At 32.3% G+C, this 16,134-nt stretch carries 13 protein-coding genes and 1 pseudogene; 2 read left to right on the forward strand and 12 right to left on the reverse strand.

Features of this window, described 5'->3' with window-relative positions; genetic code table 11:
- Positions 1-20: 20 nt before the first annotated feature.
- The 3 genes and pseudogenes from KLA_RS01220 to rsgA all read right to left on the reverse strand — a co-directional run bounded on the left by KLA_RS01220 (position 21) and on the right by rsgA (position 3,401).
- Positions 21-1,934, reverse strand: coding sequence for a DUF3857 domain-containing protein (locus KLA_RS01220; RefSeq protein ID WP_034643030.1), 1,914 nt, complete (start codon positions 1,932-1,934; stop codon positions 21-23).
- Positions 1,935-1,998: 64 nt separating this feature from the next.
- Positions 1,999-2,451: pseudogene (gene dtd / locus KLA_RS01225) on the reverse strand (D-aminoacyl-tRNA deacylase).
- On the reverse strand, positions 2,448-3,401 hold the full coding sequence (gene rsgA / locus KLA_RS01230; RefSeq protein ID WP_034643033.1) for a ribosome small subunit-dependent GTPase A: 954 nt from the start codon (positions 3,399-3,401) through the stop codon (positions 2,448-2,450). The pseudogene dtd and the gene rsgA overlap by 4 nt, the downstream one beginning before the upstream one ends.
- A gap of 111 nt (positions 3,402-3,512) precedes the next feature.
- On the opposite strand from rsgA, the gene KLA_RS01235 reads away from it, so the two are divergent.
- Positions 3,513-3,956 (forward strand): hypothetical protein, encoded by a 444-nt coding sequence (locus tag KLA_RS01235; RefSeq protein WP_013621554.1) that lies wholly within the window; start codon positions 3,513-3,515, stop codon positions 3,954-3,956.
- Between the two features lie 66 nt (positions 3,957-4,022).
- Here the strand turns inward: KLA_RS01235 and KLA_RS01240 are convergent, their stop codons facing one another.
- From KLA_RS01240 to KLA_RS01255, 4 genes are all read right to left on the reverse strand, one after another.
- Positions 4,023-5,105 carry a bifunctional 3-deoxy-7-phosphoheptulonate synthase/chorismate mutase type II gene (locus KLA_RS01240; protein WP_013621553.1) on the reverse strand — a complete coding sequence of 361 codons (1,083 nt, stop codon included), beginning with the start codon at positions 5,103-5,105 and terminating at the stop codon, positions 4,023-4,025.
- 6 nt (positions 5,106-5,111) lie between these two features.
- Positions 5,112-5,972: a prephenate dehydrogenase gene (locus tag KLA_RS01245; protein ID WP_013621552.1), complete on the reverse strand. Its 861-nt coding sequence runs from the start codon at positions 5,970-5,972 to the stop codon at positions 5,112-5,114.
- Between the two features lie 76 nt (positions 5,973-6,048).
- The gene (locus KLA_RS01250; RefSeq protein ID WP_034643035.1) at positions 6,049-7,191 is read right to left on the reverse strand and encodes a pyridoxal phosphate-dependent aminotransferase; all 1,143 of its coding nucleotides are present in this window, start codon (positions 7,189-7,191) and stop codon (positions 6,049-6,051) included.
- A complete protein-coding gene (locus tag KLA_RS01255; protein ID WP_013621550.1) occupies positions 7,188-8,015 on the reverse strand; it encodes a prephenate dehydratase in 828 nt (275 codons plus the stop codon). The genes KLA_RS01250 and KLA_RS01255 overlap by 4 nt, the downstream gene beginning before the upstream one ends.
- Before the next feature lie 413 nt (positions 8,016-8,428).
- Here KLA_RS01255 and gldA point away from each other — a divergent pair, with 413 nt between their 5' ends.
- Complete coding sequence (gene gldA / locus KLA_RS01260; RefSeq protein ID WP_034643037.1) at positions 8,429-9,319, forward strand: gliding motility-associated ABC transporter ATP-binding subunit GldA; 891 nt, start codon at positions 8,429-8,431, stop codon at positions 9,317-9,319.
- Here gldA and KLA_RS01265 read toward each other — a convergent pair.
- From KLA_RS01265 to metH, 5 genes are all read right to left on the reverse strand, one after another.
- Entirely contained in the window at positions 9,309-10,397 is a 1,089-nt protein-coding gene (locus tag KLA_RS01265; RefSeq protein ID WP_034643039.1) for a serine hydrolase domain-containing protein, read from the reverse strand. The two genes, gldA and KLA_RS01265, sit on opposite strands and share 11 nt — an antisense overlap.
- 19 nt (positions 10,398-10,416) lie before the next feature.
- Complete coding sequence (locus KLA_RS01270) at positions 10,417-11,223, reverse strand: head GIN domain-containing protein (protein ID WP_148228898.1); 807 nt, start codon at positions 11,221-11,223, stop codon at positions 10,417-10,419.
- Positions 11,224-11,227: 4 nt separating this feature from the next.
- A complete protein-coding gene (locus tag KLA_RS01275; protein ID WP_034643042.1) occupies positions 11,228-12,316 on the reverse strand; it encodes an acyloxyacyl hydrolase in 1,089 nt (362 codons plus the stop codon).
- A 62-nt stretch (positions 12,317-12,378) separates the two neighbouring features.
- Positions 12,379-13,332: a methylenetetrahydrofolate reductase [NAD(P)H] gene (gene metF / locus KLA_RS01280; protein WP_013621545.1), complete on the reverse strand. Its 954-nt coding sequence runs from the start codon at positions 13,330-13,332 to the stop codon at positions 12,379-12,381.
- A 111-nt stretch (positions 13,333-13,443) separates the two neighbouring features.
- Complete coding sequence (gene metH / locus KLA_RS01285) at positions 13,444-16,134, reverse strand: methionine synthase (protein ID WP_034643045.1); 2,691 nt, start codon at positions 16,132-16,134, stop codon at positions 13,444-13,446.

A 16,134-nucleotide genomic window follows, 5' to 3' on the forward strand; every position in this document is an offset into this window, starting at 1 on the left:
GGTTCTGGTTAACTTTTGGTTTATTTTTTTACTAAAACAATTTTTGCATTGTCTGTTAACGATACTTTTTTTCTAAAGTCACGATAGTCTTTATATTTCTCCTTTGGGTAATATCCTTCTTTAATAAGTAATTTTCTTTTGTACACTACATTTTTTAAGTCTTCTGATAACTTATATGACACACTATACAGTCCAAATTCATTTTCTACTAAAGTGTTATTAGGCATTGCTTCAACTTCAAAACCTAAAGGAAGTAGAATTTCAAATTCATCTTCATCAAAATATCCTCTTTGTATTTCTAATGGTAATTTTCTATTTCTGTACCTATCTGGTACTGCATTATTTCTGTTTAGTGCATTTACCATAAATAGCAACCTATTGCCACTAACAGAAGCATAATTTGTTGCCTCTAAACTAATTTTTTCTGTAAAAACAATACTATCTCTATTATTTAAAAGGGTATAATTATTAATTTTAAGGTTATTTATATAACTCCAATAAGATGTATAATGCTTTTTAATATCATCAGATGTTTTTCTTTCTATGCTAAACCTATCATCATATTGTACACCTTTAGTTGTAATTACTACATCTGCAGCAATTACTCCGGTGTTTGAAAGTGAAATATGAGCTTCTGTCTTTTGATAATTATCCTTATTTACATAACTATCTGTCTGTACCAACTCACCTCCATCTGGTTTTATAACATGTACTGTTCTTCCGTCTGTAAAATCTCCTAAAAACCCAAATGGATGTATTTGAGACGTACAATCTATCCAGTAGTACTTATCATTACTCTCTATTGCTAAAATAACGTGGTTACCCTCTGCCAATGATGCAAAACCTTTATTAAAACTTTCTTTATAATTACCCGCTTCTACGTGTGTATAAAATGCTTTTACACCAACAGCATGTAACAAGGCCATTGTGTAATTAGATAATCCTTTGCAATCTCCATACTTTACCCTATCTACATCTAAAGCAGATATTGGTTGCATACCTCCAATACCTACTTGTACACTTATATACCTTGTATTATCTTGTACATACTTGTATATAATTTTTGCTTTTTCAATGTCTGACTTAGCTTCTTTTGTTAAAGATTTCACCGTATTTATTGTAGATTCTGGCAACTCACCCCTACCTTTAAGTAAGTTAGTGTACATCCACTTACCCAAATCTTGCCAAGTTTTTATTGAAGCATCATAACCACCATAAGTAAAGTTTATTGGCCTTATTTGCAACTTTGGTGATATTTTATAAAAAGCCGGACTTAAACTTTCTTTTTTTAATGCAGGTATATTTTTTACTGTATATGAAGTACTACCGCTTTTTATTATTTTTTCAACATCTAAACCTTCTAAGTTTGCCTCCCTAATTTCTGGCTTAAAACTTTCGTCATCATAGGTAATTGAAATACTACTTTCTTCTGTACTTAAATAAAAAGAGTCTAAAAAATACCAAGCTGGTATTAATTCACCTGTATTAGAGTTGGTATACTCATAGGTAAACTCCATAGTGTAAGGGTAAGTTACTGGGGTATAATCTAAATATTTTATTCTGGAGTCTGAGTATAATGTACTACCATCTACTGCACTAACATCTTTAAAGTCTTTTTCTTTAAACTTTCCTATTTGTTTTCCTAGTTGATTATAAACTAAGGCTTGCACAGATATTAATTTACTGTCTAAATCATATCCTCTATAGGTATGTGTTGCAACATCACCAAATTTATTTAAAACAGTTACAATTCTTTTATGCTTAATATTCATTTTAGTCTTAGAACTAATATGAATGTTCATTTCATCTAACCGTACAACTGCATTTGCATTTTTGGTTAAATTGGAATTAATTAATAAAGATTGATAATTAAAATCTTGTGCTTCAGATAGTTGAACAAAAAGAAGCAATATAAAGCTGAAAAATAAGCGCATTGGTTGGTTTTGGTTGAGCCTAAATTAATAAAAACTCTTAAAAAACCTACAAAAAAATATACGATTATTCCTTATTTTTTGTATCTATTATTATTGTAACCGGACCATCATTACGTAAATCTACTTTCATATCTGCACCAAAAACACCAGTACCAACAGGTTTACCTAAAGTGTTTTCTAATTGAGAAACAAAAGTAGTATACAATGGTATTGCAACATCTGGTTTTGCTGCTTTTATGTAAGAAGGTCTATTTCCTTTTTTAGTAGCAGCATACAGCGTAAATTGACTTACAACAATTGCATCTCCTTTACAATCTAAAAGGGAGTTATTCATTACTCCTTTATCATCATTAAAAATTCTAAGATTTGCAATTTTACGAGTCAACCAATCTATATCTTCCTTTGTATCATTAGTTTCAACACCCAACAAAATTAAAAGGCCTAAATTTATTTTAGAAATAAGTTTATCATCAACGGTAACACTAGCTTTTGTTACCCTTTATATTACTGCTCTCATTTTTTGTCTCCGTAAATATCTTGTCTGTAGTTTTCTTCCTCTCCTGTTATCATTTGCACGTAGCTTTTATACCTACTCCAAGCCACCTCATCATTCTCTAAAGCATCTTTAACAGCGCATTTAGGCTCATCAATATGCAAACAATTATTAAATTTACACTCACTCTTTAGTGCAAAAAATTCAGGAAAATAGTCACCTATTTCTTCTTTTTCCATATCTACAATTCCAAAGCCACGTATACCTGGTGTGTCTATAATTTGGGCTCCAAAATCTAAATCGTACATTTCTGCAAAAGTTGTGGTATGTTGCCCTTGCATGTGCTGTTCAGATATTTCTTTAGTTTTTATATTTAACTCTTTATCTATGGTATTTACTAAGGTAGATTTACCTACACCAGAATGACCAGAAAACATACTTATTTTACCTGTCATCATTTCTTTTACCTTATCTACGTTTTTACCTGTTTTTGCAGAAATACCAACGCAAGTATACCCAATGCTACGGTATAATGCTGCTAAATACTTAACATCTAAAAGTTCATCTTCATCATAAGAATCTATCTTGTTAAATAATAAAACGGCAGGTATACCATAGGCTTCCGCTGTCACTAAAAAACGATCTATAAAACTGGTAAATGTTTGCGGATTATTTAACGTTATCATTAAAAAAACCTGGTCTAAATTTGCTGCAATTATATGTGTTTGCTTAGATAAGTTTACAGATTTACGTACAATGTAATTTTTACGGTCTTTAATTTCTGTAATGGTAGCGTTGGTCTCATCTCCACTTTTTTCAAGATCAAAAGACACCCTATCGCCTACTGCAATTGGATTAGTGCTTTTTATGCCTTTTAAACGGAACTTACCCTTTATTCTACAGTCATAAAATACACCATCATCTGTTTTTACAGTGTACCAACTTCCAGTAGATTTATAAACAGTTCCTATCATTTTGTATTCTTTATTTTACTTTCTTTTTACAAAGAAACAATATATGCGCTATACTACAGCTTTTTTTTTCTCGTTTAAAATATTATATAAACAACAAACAAATTAACAATTATGAAAAAATTATTATTTTTTGCATTTATCCTTTGCTTATCTACAGTAGATTTATCTGCTCAACAATTTAAAGTTATTACTAGTGTTGAGTCTATTGTTCCTAACGGATTAGGTAGATCTAGAATAATTTCTGCTAACGAGGAGAAAGATTACAAAGAGTACACTTCTACACAAACTGAAGAAGATAACACAAGAAATAAATCTAAAAGAGGAGACATTAGAGTTAAAGGCTTTGATGAAACTAAATTACTTAACTTTTACAATATTGGCGGAATTAGATTTCAAAACATAGCTGCCAATGATGCCATTATTACTTCTAAAATTAATGCAATGGTTAAAGAAGGCTGGGAACTTGCCTTTGTAACTAGTGCTGTTGAAAGTGAAGCTGGTAAAGGTGATGGTAAAGGTATTTTTATTACCAGATACATTTTTAAGAAAAAATAATTTCTTAAACCTTTTTTATAAAAATCCCGATGCAATTTTACATCGGGATTTTTTTTATACTCTAAATTATCCTTTAATAATTTTTTCCTGATGGTTAATTGACTCTTGGTGTATTGCTTTAAACATTTTTAAAACAAACTCTTCACTTAAGCCTTTAGATTCTCCTTCTAAAATCATTGCTCCTAAAATCTCATTCCATCTTGTAGATTGTAAAACGGCTACGTTTTTCTCTTTTTTAAGAGCTCCAATTTGATCAGAAATTTTCATTCTTTTTCCTAATGTTTCAATTAACTGTGCGTCAATAACATCTATTTGTGCACGTAAATTACTTAGGTCTTTGTTGTACTCTGCTTCTGGATCAGATTCTTTTCTAATTTTTAAATCGCGCATAATTTGCACTAATTTGTCTGGTGTTACTTGTTGTGCAGCATCACTCCACGCATTATCCGGATCAAAATGAGTTTCAATCATTAACCCATCAAAATTAAGATCTAGCGCTGTTTGCGATACATCAAAAATCATATCTCTTTTACCTGTAATATGAGACGGATCATTAATTAATGGTAAATCTGGAAATCTGTTTTGAAACTCAATTGCCAATTGCCACTCTGGTATATTTCTGTACTTTGTTTTTTCATAGGTAGAAAAACCTCTGTGTATTGCACCTAAGTTTTTAATACCAGCGGTGTGTAAACGCTCTATACCACCTAACCACAAAGATAAATCTGGGTTAATTGGGTTTTTTACCAATACAATTTTATCTGTACCTGCCAATGCATCTGCAATTTCTTGCATAATAAACGGACTTACAGATGTACGCGCACCAATCCATAATAAATCTATATCATGTTCTAACGCAAGTTCTACGTGTGCTCTGTTTGCAACTTCTGTAGCTGTTTTTAAACCTGTTTCTGCTTTTACTTTTTGCAGCCACTTAAGACCTAAAATACCTACGCCTTCAAAATTCCCAGGACGGGTTCTTGGCTTCCAGATACCAGCTCTGTAATAATTTACATCTGTATCTTTTAATTGATGAGCAATTTTTAAAACTTGCTCTTCAGTTTCAGCACTACACGGCCCTGCTATTACTAGTGGATGATCTAGCTTCATGTCATCCAACCATGTTCTCATTTCTTTTGAGTTTTCCATCTTTACTTAATTTTTATTCTGGGGTATTCCTTTTAATATTTCTTTTATCTTGTTTGTACTTTCCATTTCATTATAAATGCCTGTATAATTGTCTTCTTCAATCATTTCTTTAAAGGCTTTTAAATTCTGAATGTACTCTTCTAATGTTTCTAAAACATTTGTTTTATTCTGCTTAAAAATTGGCGTCCACATTGCTGGTGAACTTTTTGCTAAACGCACAGTACTCTCAAATCCACTGCCTGCCATATCAAATATATCGCGTTCATTCTTTTCTTTTTCAATAACCGTTTTTCCTAACATAAAAGAACTAATATGAGATAAATGAGACACGTAAGCTATGTGTTTGTCATGAGCATCTACATTCATATAACGTATACGCATACCCATATCTCTAAAAAGATCTAATGCTTTTTCCTGCAACTTAAATGCTGTTTTTTCTACTTCGCAAATAATATTTGTTTTGCCTTTAAACAAATTTTCTATAGCTGCAGACGGACCACTAAACTCTGTACCAGCTATAGGATGACAGGCTATAAAATTCCTCCTTTTAGGGTGGTTTTCTACCTGTTTACAAATTAAGCCTTTTGTAGAACCCGCATCCAATACAATAGCATCATCATTAATAGCATCTAATATTTTTGGCAACTCTACTACCATTACATCTACAGGAATACTAACAATTACTACATCTGCCAACTGCAAATCATGATAACTTGCCTTTTGGTCTATTACGCCTAAAGACAATGCCTCTTCTATATGTGCATCATTAATATCTACACCATAAATTTTAGCACTAGCATTTATTCTTTTAATATCCTTGGCCATTGAGCCACCTATTAATCCTATGCCAATTACAAATACGTTCATTCCTTATTTTATATAATAGTAAAGATGTTGGTCGTAAAACTTACTTATTACTAAACTTTAATACCGCTACTCCTTTTTAAAATCTACTTATTGCTTCTTTAATTTTCTCTTGGGTTACACATAATGAAAAACGTATATACCCTTCTCCGTTACTTCCAAAAATTGTTCCTGGTGTTATAAACACATCTTTACTGTACAATACTTCATCTATAAATTCTTCTGATGAAATACTACCTATAGGCAGCTTTGCCCAAACAAACATTCCTACAGCATTTTTATCATAAGTACAATTTAACTTGTCTGCTAATTGAAAAATTAAATCTCTACGTGTAGCATACACCTTATTTAATTCTGTAAACCAATCTTTGCTACTTTTTAATGCTGCTATAGCTCCTTTTTGTATACCATAAAACATACCAGAGTCCATATTACTTTTTACTTTTAATACAGCATTTATATGTTCTGCGCTTCCCAAAACCATACCTACACGCCAGCCGGCCATATTAAAAGTTTTGCTAAGCGAGTTTAATTCTAAGGCACAACCTTTAGCTCCTTCTATACTTAAAATGCTTGTTGGCGCAGTATTTAAAACAAAACTATAAGGGTTATCATTCACCAATAAAATATTGTTTTTTAAGGCAAATGCAACTAACTTTTGTAATTGTTCTTTAGTTGCCACAGCTCCTGTTGGCATATGCGGGTAACATACCCACATTATTTTTACCTTAGATAAATCTTGCTTTTCTAAAGCATCTAAATCAGGAAACCAATTATTATCTGATACAAGGTCATAACACATAGGTTCTGCTCCTACTAAATTAGTTACAGATGTATATGTTGGGTATCCTGGGTTTGGAATTAAAGCCGCATCACCAACATTTAAAAAAGCCATGCTAATATGTAAAATACCTTCTTTGGATCCCATTAATGGTAAAATTTCATTAACTGGATCTGCAGTAACACTAAAATTATTTTTATAAAAAGCAGCTATACTTTCTCTTAATTCTGGTAACCCTTGGTAGCTTTGGTATTGGTGTGCACCTGTATCTTCTACTGCATTTTTTATAGCATCTACAACTATTTCAGATGGTGCCAAATCTGGACTACCAATTCCCATATTAATAATAGGCTTACCATTGGCCATTAACCCACGTACTTCTCTAAGTTTTTTAGAAAAATAGTATTCCTGTATATGTTCTAATCTATCTGCAGTTATCATCCTCTTGCATTTTTGTATTCTCCTAAAACTTTAAATTCTTCTGCCATAATTTGCAATAAGGCTTTGGCTTTTTTATAATCTTTGTACTTTAAAAAAGTTACATCTACAAAGAAAGAGTATTTCCAAGGTTGTTCTATTACTGGTAGTGATTGTATTTTTGTTAAGTTTAGGTTACAATCGCTCATTACATTTAAAACTGCCGCTAAACTGCCACGTTTATGGTCTAAAACAAAGCGTAATGATGCCTTGTTTATTTCTTCTTCTGGCAACTCTTTATTTTCCTTTTTAAGAATAATAAAACGGGTTGCATTATTAGAAATGGTTTGTATTTCTGATGCTACAACTTCTAAATTGTATAATTCTGATGCTACTTTTGGCGCAATAGCCGCAATACCTTTTAAGTTATCTTTTTCTATACGCTGTGCTGTTTCTGCTGTATCTACAGATTCTACCAATTTTATATGTGAGTATGCTTTTAAAAAATCTTTACATTGTAATAGTGCCATTGGGTGAGAATGTACCTCTTGTATATCTTCAATTTTTTGACCTTCTAAAGCCATTAAATGATGATGAATATTTAGATAATGCTCTCCAATTATATGTAAATCGTTATTATAAACAAGCGCATAATTTGGTATTATAGAACCTGCAATTGAGTTTTCTATAGCCATAACTGCTTTATCTGCGTAACCCGTCATTAGTTGATGAATTAGCTCATCAAAAGAAAGACACTCTACCAATTCTACATCTTCACCAAAAAACTCATTAGCTACTTGGTGGTGGTTAGAACCCTTTATACCTTGTATTGCAATTTTTAATGCCATTTCTTTTTATCTACTTAAACGTCAATTTTTTGTATAAAAAAAGTCCCGTTATACACGGGACTTTAATTTATATCTATATTTTAAATATACTACAACAGTCCCGTACCTCTCTTAAAAAAGAAGTAAAAATAAAAACCGTTCCAGAAATATCTTGTGTTCATTGTTCTTGTAATATGTGGCTAAGGTAATTATTAAATTTAAAAAACAAATTTTATTATTATTTTTTTTCACTCATCTAACATTATTTAATACCTCTGTTATTTTTTTAACATTTTATTAAGAGTTGTATTTTTAAAAATGTTAATATTATGTTAATGAATATTGTTGTGAAACGTTAAAAATCGCCTTTTTTTCTTATCTGATTTAAAAACAAAATTCACTTATTTACGTTATTTTTGATAAAAAATATAAGTATGTCTATTTCGGTACAAAACATCAGTAAAACTTTTGGCAGTCAAAAAGCTCTAGATAATGTTTCCTTTACTATAAACAAAGGTGAAATTGTTGGCTTTTTAGGTCCTAATGGAGCTGGTAAGTCTACACTTATGAAAATACTTACTACTTATATTTTAGCTGATAGTGGAGATGCTGCTGTAAATGAGTTTAGCGTTGCTGATAAAATTAATGTACAAAAAAGTATTGGCTACTTACCAGAACACAACCCTTTGTACTTAGATATGTATGTAAAAGAATACTTAACATTTAATGCTAATGTTTACAAAGTATCTAAAACTAGAATTGAAGAAGTTATAGAACAAACTGGTTTAACACCAGAAGCACATAAAAAAATAGACCAACTATCTAAAGGATACAGACAACGCGTTGGTTTAGCTGCTGCATTATTACATAACCCTGAAGTTTTAATACTAGATGAACCTACAACTGGTTTAGATCCTAACCAACTTTTAGAAATACGTAAACTAATTAAAGACATTGGTAAAGAAAAAACCATTTTACTATCTACACATATTATGAAAGAAGTAGAAGCTGTTTGTGACCGTGTTGTAATTATTAATAAAGGTGTAGTTGTTGCAGATAAAAAGTTAACCGACCTAAGAGACGCTAAAGAACAAATTATAGAAGTAGAGTTTGATTATAGAGTTGAAGAGCAACTACTAAACAGACTACCAAATGTGGTTGCTGTTAAAAATACTGCTGGTTTTGTTTATGAAATTACTTTTGATACTGATGTAGATATGCGCCCTGCTGTGTTTGACTTTGCTCACGACAACCAGCTAAAAACATTGCAATTAAGCAGAAAAAACAAAAACTTAGAAAGTTTATTTACAGAGATTACAGGGTAAACTCTTTTGCTTTTTCTACAAACCCTAGCACCACCTCATCCAACACATCTTGTATATTAGGGTTGGTACAATTGGTTAATATACTAAGTACCAATTGTTGCTTTGGATACACAAAAAAGTTTGAGTAGCCGCCTACGCCATTACCAATATGGCCGTAATACGCATTGCCTTTTTTATCTGTACTTACTTGCCAACCTAAACCATAGTAGGTAGACTCACCTTTTACTTCTTGCGCTGTTAAAAATTGTTGCTGTATAACTTCTTGTAAAAAATCACCTTTTAAATATGCGTTTCCTAGTTTTACAATATCTGTAGTTGTAGATAAAAACCCGCCACCAGCAAGCTTGTAATAATTGTTTACTTCCAATGCTTTTCTAAAACCAAGTTTTTTTTGAGAGTAAAACTGAGTAATACCTTTTATAAAGCTCCTTTTTACTTCAGCAAATGTGTGCTTCATTTGTAAAGGATCTAAAACTTTTTTTTGCACATACTCTTCAAAAGGTACACCACTTGCCTCTTGCATTGCTAGTGACAATAAAACCCAATCATAACTATTGTAATGGTAATTTGTTCCTGGCTTAAAAAGCAAATCATCATCCTTAAAAATAACAATACTATCTTTAATAGTATATGGAATATTTAAACCATATTCTTTTCCTCTGTAACCACGTATACCTGCGGTATGAGTAGCCAATTGTTTAATTGTAAAGTCGTACTTTTTTTTAGGATAATAAGGAACATAAGTATAAAAAGACTCTTCCAAATCTATTACACCATCTTGCACCATTATAGCTAATGCAGTTGCAGCAATGGGCTTAGAAACGCTTGCTATTCTAAATACAGATGTTGCAGTGTTTATTTGCGTTTTCTTTTCTAGATTAGAAAAGCCATATCCTTTATCAAAAATAGTTTTATTGTGTTGTGTTACTTTAATAGCAATACCTGGAACTTTTGCATTACTTATTAAAGATTGCAGTAGTTCATCAGCCTTACTATAGCTAATACTATTTGTTGTTTTTTTTGGTTTATTTCTACCAATTCTATTAGAAAAATAAGAGAAGAATCTTTTAAAACTCAATATTAAGCAACTTTAATTATTACTCTTTAAATATAAGCTTTCCTTTATAAAGCTCCTCTACATTTACAACATTTGGTTTGTTAAAACTAATAACATCACCAACACCTCTAATTGTACCAGATATACTCTCTTCCGGATTTACCAGCATATCATTAGAACTTCTGTGGTTTACACTTACATTTTTAGCTAATAAATTTTCGGCATTTAATCTAGAGTCTCCAGCTGCAAAAACAACATTTAAACTTTCTGCTGTTCCTTTTAATTTAAAATAAGCAGCTCCGTTAGAAACCAAAGAAACTCTTGTACCAGATAATTCTAAATCAAAAGACCCAGTTGTAAAATCTGCTTCTGAGTCACCAAAATCTTCAGATAAAAGGCTCAAATTTGGGTAACTTAAAATCCCATCACTACTAATATCAAAACCTGTACTACTACGTATAGATGTTATATTTGGTGCAGTAACATAAAAAGTAGTTAAACCATAGTCTCTAGTAAAATTACAACCGTTAGTATTAGTTAAGAGCAACTTACCATCTACAACTTTTGCATCTATATCACTACGCAAATATTCTCCTGTTTCTACCTCAACTTTTTGCACAGGACCTTCTTTTATTACTAAAGCAGAGTTTTCAAAAATAGTAATAGTAGTAAACGGTTCTACTACTATTTCTTCTGTAATTATATCTCCTGCGTTCTGTAAACAATCAGATACATTTTCACTATTACAACCATACACTAAAGCAAGTGTTAAAGTGTATAACAAAATTGATTTACCCGTAATTTGTAATCCTATATTTTTAATCTGTTTTCTTGTAATCATCTTCATATTTTTAAAAACGGATTCCAACTCCAAACTCTACGGCCTCTGCTTTAGCAGCGTGAGATTTTAAAGTAACTGCAGCAAACATTTTATCTCCAAAGTAACGCTTAAGTCCCATTCTATTATACATTCTACCTTCAAAATCAAACGGGTAATATACATAATAGCCTAGTTGTGTTACTACAGACATTTTGTTTATGTACAACTCGTGTCCAACAAAAACACCAACACGTTTATAATCGTCATTAGCATCTACTTCCTTCTTAGGAAAAGCAATAGAATTGTATGTAATTAATTCCTTTAAAAATTTAGAAAAGAAAACATCTGCGCCTAACTGAAATCCACTTTTTCTACCAATTCTTTTATCTGCATAAGCAGATAAAATATAAAAAGGAGATTGTCCCAAACCAATAACATCACTTTCATTAACACCACCTCTAAAAGCTACATTTAAGTGTATAGGTTGGTTGTAATTTGTAGTATCTGTAATGGTCTTGTATGGTATTTTTTTTCCTCCGTCTAGGTCATACGTTAAACCTGCATTTAATGCAATGGTGTTTGTAGATGTATTTGGCGCTTTAAAGTTTGCGTTAGAATAATGAATTAATGTTAGTCCGGCTTTAAAACCCAAGCCCTTATAAATATTCTCTTTATGGTAATTAACCATTGCATAGGTACTACTTAAAATATCAGACCCATATGCATTGTTTCTAAAGTTAGTTACTTTATCATAAGGGTTTGTAGTATATGCAATACCTTGCCCTACTCTAAGCTGTACATTTCTTTTAAAAAAATAAAAATTGTAATGTGCATACGCACCATAGTTTTTACCAAGCGTACTATTATTCATATCTTGGTAAATAAACGAGTATCCTAAATCTGGATAATTATAAAGTTGTTCCCAAGCCTCATCACCAAAAGTTTTTTTATTATAACTTAAAATAAAACCCGCTGGGTGCGCACTAATTAAATGCGCAATACTATTATTATGTAATGCAATAGAGCCGTAAAACTGATTTGCATCTATTACTATTTTACTTTTCTGCTGAGCAAAACACCCTACAGAAAACAAGGCAATAAAAAGGATTCTTATATTCATTGCGTGCAAAAATAGCAATTTTACACCTACAGCAAATCTTTATAGGCTAATACTTACAAAAATTAAAAAAGTTCTTTTGCTATAGCCTTAATATTGTCAGACTTACCCATAGAGTAGTAATGCAACACAGGTACACCAGCAGCTTTTAACTCCTTAGATTGTTGTATAGCCCAATCTACCCCAACTTGGCGCACTGCTTTATTATCCTTACAATCCTCAACAGCATCTACTAAGTCTTGTGGTACATCAATTTTAAAAACTTGTGGTAGTAACTGTAGGTGTTTTTTAACAGCAATTGGTTTTATTCCCGGAATAATTGGCACATGAATTCCAAAATCTTTAGCAGCCTTTACAAACTCAAAATACTTACTATTATCAAAAAACATTTGTGTAACCACATAATCTGCACCAGCATCTACTTTTTGTTTTAAGCGTTTTAAGTCAGTTAATAAAGATGGTGCTTCCATATGTTTTTCTGGGTAACCGGCAACACCAATGCAAAAATCAGAGCAATTATCCGTTTCTATAACCTCATGCAAATAAGTACCACAATTAAGTTTTTGTATTTGTTCTACCAAGCTCACTGCATATTTGTGCCCTCCTTTTGTAGGCTCAAAATACTTTTGCTCTCGCATAGCATCACCACGCAGTGCCATAACATTATCTATACCAAGGTAATGACAATCTACCAATAAATATTCTGTTTCTTCTCTAGTAAAACCACCACACAAAACATGCGGCACAGTATCTACATCATATTTATGTTTTATAGACGCACAAATACCAACCGTTCCTGGGCGCATACGCGTAAGTTTTTTATCTAACAATCCATCACGGTCTATATAAATATACTCTTCTCTAGACGTGGTAACATCAATAAAAGGCGGTTTAAACTCCATTAACGGATCTATGTTTCCGTATAATTCCTGAATATTTCTCCCCTTTACAGGCGGTATAATTTCAAAAGAAAACAATGTTTTTCCGTTTGCGTTTTTAATATGGTCGGTTACTTTCATTTTTATATTTTTTGGCGTTCCTACGGTCGGGCTTTCGGTAGTCGCTTTTTATGGAGAAAAACCATAAAAGAGCTTCAACAATACCTTAATCCCTAACGCAACAACATACTATTAATCATCTGCTATATTTGGCGCAAGCCATTTTAAAGCCGTTTCTAATGCTATATTTTTACGAGCTGCAAAATCTTCAACTTGGTCTTCTTTAATTTTTCCAACTCCAAAATAGCGAGCCTCTGGATTTGCAAAATAATAACCAGATACAGATGCAGCTGGCCACATTGCCAAACTATCTGTAAGTTCTACACCTATTGTTTCTTTTACTTTTAAAATATCCCAGATAGTAGGTTTCTCTAGGTGGTCTGGACAAGCAGGATATCCTGGCGCAGGTCTTATACCTTTGTATTCCTCTTTAATTAAAGCTTCATTATCTAAAGTTTCATTACTAGCATAACCCCAATGTGTAGTTCTAATATCTTTATGCAAGCATTCTGCAAAAGCTTCTGCTAGCCTATCTGCTAAAGCTTTTACCATAATAGAATTGTAATCGTCTAAGTTTTTACGGTAATTTTCGGCTATTTCTTCTGCTCCAAAACCAGTACTTACGCAAAAACAACCTATATAATCTTCTTTACCTGTTTCTTTAGGCGCAATAAAGTCAGACAATGCAAAATTTGGCTTACCTGCATACTTCTTTAATTGCTGACGTAAGGTTCTAAAGGTATGTTTTCCGTTAGGTGTTTCTAGCTCAATATCATCATCATTAATTGTATTGGCTTTAAACAAACCAAAAACTGCTTTTGCGGTTAGTAGTTTTTCATCAATAAGCTTTGTAAGCATTTGTTGCGCCTCTGCAAACAAATCTGTAGCCTGTGTACCTACAATTTCATCAGTTAAAATATCTGGAAATTTACCATGCAACTCCCAGCTTCTAAAAAAAGGAGTCCAGTCTATAAACTCAACCAACTTATTTAAATCATATTCCTCTATAACTTGTATTCCAAGTGCATTTGGTTTTACAATTTCTGATGTTTTCCAATCTATTTTATATTTATTTTTACGCGCATCTGCAATAGGTAAATACTCCTTATGTTTGGTACGTTTTAAAAATTGTTTTCTAAACTCTTCATAGTCTAATTTAATTGTCTTTTTAAAAGCATCTTTGGTTTCTTTTTGCAATAAATCTCCAACAACAGTAACCGCTCTAGAAGCATCGTTTACATACACTACAGCATTTTTATACTGCGGATCTATTTTTACTGCAGTATGTGCTTTGCTAGTAGTTGCACCACCAATAAGCAAAGGCACAGTAAAGTTTTGGCGCTCCATTTCCTTAGCTAAAAAAACCATTTCATCTAAAGACGGTGTTATTAATCCGCTTAAACCAATAACATCTACATTTTCATCTTTAGCAGCTTGTATAATTTTTTCTGGTGGCACCATTACCCCTAAATCTACAATCTCATAATTGTTACATGCTAAAACCACGCCCACAATATTTTTACCAATATCATGCACATCTCCTTTAACAGTAGCCATTAAAATTTTACCTGCAGAAGAAGACTCTGCCTCTTGCGGATTCTTAAGTTTTTCCTCTTCTATATATGGCAATAAGTAAGCAACCGCTTTTTTCATTACTCGTGCCGACTTTACAACCTGCGGTAAAAACATTTTTCCGCTACCAAACAAATCACCAACAACATTCATCCCAGTCATTAAATGACCTTCTATAACCTCAATAGGTTTGTCTACACTTTGCCTAGCTGCTTCTACGTCTTCTACAATATACTGGTCTATACCTTTTACCAATGCTCTAGTAATACGGGTTTGTATAGGTTCTTCTCTCCATGATAAATCTACCGTGCTCTCTTTTGCCTTACCAACTACCGTTTCTGCAAAATCTAACAAACGTTCTGTAGCATCATCCCTACGGTCTAACATTACATCCTCTACACGCTCTAATAAATCTTTAGGAATATCATCATAAACCTCTAGCATAGTAGGATTTACAATTCCCATATTCATACCTGCCTGTATGGCGTGGTATAAAAAAACTGAATGCATAGCCTCACGCACAGGGTTGTTTCCTCTAAAAGAAAACGACACATTACTAACACCTCCACTTACACTACAATGTGGTAAATTTTCCTTTACCCAAGCTGTAGCTTCTATAAAATCTATGGCGTTGCGTTTATGCTCATCCATACCGGTAGCAACAGGAAAAATATTAAGATCAAAAATGATGTCTTCTGGTGCAAAGTTTACCTTGTTTACCAAAATATCATAAGAACGTTTAGCTATTTCTATTCTACGTTCATAATTATCTGCCTGTCCTACCTCATCAAAAGCCATTACAATTACGGCTGCACCGTAACGCTTAATAAGTTTGGCGTGGTGTATAAATTCTTCTTCTCCTTCTTTAAGACTTATAGAGTTTACCACACATTTACCTTGAACCACTTGTAAACCAGCTTCTATAATTTCCCATTTAGAGCTGTCTATCATTATAGGAACTCTAGCAATATCTGGTTCTGCAATAACTAGGTTTAAGAACTTAACCATAGCTTCTTTGCCATCTATAAGTCCGTCATCCATATTAATGTCTATAATTTGCGCCCCACCTTCTACTTGGTGGCGTGCAATATCTAGAGCTTCATCAAACTTTTCTTCTTTTATTAGCCTTAAAAACTTTTTAGAACCAGCTACATTAGTACGTTCACCTACATTAATAAAGTTAGTATCTGGTGTAACAACCAATGGTTCTAATCCTGAAAGTTTTAAATATTTAGGTTTTAAATTTTTCAT

This window comes from Cellulophaga geojensis KL-A, assembly GCF_000568425.1.
In the GTDB taxonomy this organism is placed as follows: domain Bacteria; phylum Bacteroidota; class Bacteroidia; order Flavobacteriales; family Flavobacteriaceae; genus Cellulophaga; species Cellulophaga lytica.

What these genes read in the sequence shown, in the direction of transcription:
- KLA_RS01245 (WP_013621552.1), bottom strand. Translation starts at nt 5,972, where the DNA reads ATGAACGTATTTGTAATTGGCATAGGATTAATAGGTGGCTCAATGGCC.
- KLA_RS01240 (WP_013621553.1), bottom strand. Translation starts at nt 5,105, where the DNA reads ATGGAAAACTCAAAAGAAATGAGAACATGGTTGGATGACATGAAGCTA.
- KLA_RS01220 (WP_034643030.1), bottom strand. Translation starts at nt 1,934, where the DNA reads ATGCGCTTATTTTTCAGCTTTATATTGCTTCTTTTTGTTCAACTATCT.
- KLA_RS01255 (WP_013621550.1), bottom strand. Translation starts at nt 8,015, where the DNA reads ATGGCATTAAAAATTGCAATACAAGGTATAAAGGGTTCTAACCACCAC.
- gldA (WP_034643037.1), top strand. Translation starts at nt 8,429, where the DNA reads ATGTCTATTTCGGTACAAAACATCAGTAAAACTTTTGGCAGTCAAAAA.
- metF (WP_013621545.1), bottom strand. Translation starts at nt 13,332, where the DNA reads ATGAAAGTAACCGACCATATTAAAAACGCAAACGGAAAAACATTGTTT.
- metH (WP_034643045.1), bottom strand. Translation starts at nt 16,134, where the DNA reads ATGAAAAATTTAAAACCTAAATATTTAAAACTTTCAGGATTAGAACCA.
- KLA_RS01275 (WP_034643042.1), bottom strand. Translation starts at nt 12,316, where the DNA reads ATGAATATAAGAATCCTTTTTATTGCCTTGTTTTCTGTAGGGTGTTTT.
- KLA_RS01270 (WP_148228898.1), bottom strand. Translation starts at nt 11,223, where the DNA reads ATGAAGATGATTACAAGAAAACAGATTAAAAATATAGGATTACAAATT.
- rsgA (WP_034643033.1), bottom strand. Translation starts at nt 3,401, where the DNA reads ATGATAGGAACTGTTTATAAATCTACTGGAAGTTGGTACACTGTAAAA.
- KLA_RS01235 (WP_013621554.1), top strand. Translation starts at nt 3,513, where the DNA reads ATGAAAAAATTATTATTTTTTGCATTTATCCTTTGCTTATCTACAGTA.
- KLA_RS01250 (WP_034643035.1), bottom strand. Translation starts at nt 7,191, where the DNA reads ATGATAACTGCAGATAGATTAGAACATATACAGGAATACTATTTTTCT.